The sequence below is a fragment of the Lacticaseibacillus nasuensis JCM 17158 genome, from assembly GCF_001434705.1.
Classification (GTDB): domain Bacteria; phylum Bacillota; class Bacilli; order Lactobacillales; family Lactobacillaceae; genus Lacticaseibacillus; species Lacticaseibacillus nasuensis.
Map to the genome: position 1 here is coordinate 1 of NZ_AZDJ01000031.1, position 389 is coordinate 389.

Below are 389 nucleotides of genomic sequence, written 5' to 3' on the forward strand. Positions count from 1 at the left end.
CGCTGTGTTCTCGGCATTACTAATAAAACAATGATATCCAGTTTTCAAAGAACAAAATGGGGCACAAAGTGCCACTCCTTGCCGTTTCCGGCAATGGAGGCTAACGGGTTCGAACCGATGACCTCCTGCTTGCAAAGCAGGTGCTCTCCCAACTGAGCTAAGCCCCCATGGGTATTCAATTTACTGCTGGGCCTAAATGGACTTGAACCATCGACCTCACGCTTATCAGGCGTGCGCTCTAACCAGCTGAGCTATAGGCCCGAAAGCGAACCAAGTTAGAGGGTAGTCCCCTCAAAACTAAACAAAGTTTCATGTGATAGTTTCCGTTGATGTTTACGCATCATTTCCTTAGAAAGGAGGTGATCCAGCCGCAGGTTCTCCTACGGCTA

Annotated in this window: 2 tRNA genes; both read right to left on the reverse strand. The window is 48.6% G+C overall.

Annotated elements, in window-relative coordinates:
- Positions 1–94: 94 nt before the first annotated feature.
- Positions 95–167: transfer RNA gene (locus tag FD02_RS09270), tRNA-Ala, on the reverse strand.
- 20 nt (positions 168–187) lie between these two features.
- Positions 188–261: transfer RNA gene (locus FD02_RS09275), tRNA-Ile, on the reverse strand.
- Positions 262–389 lie beyond the last annotated feature (128 nt).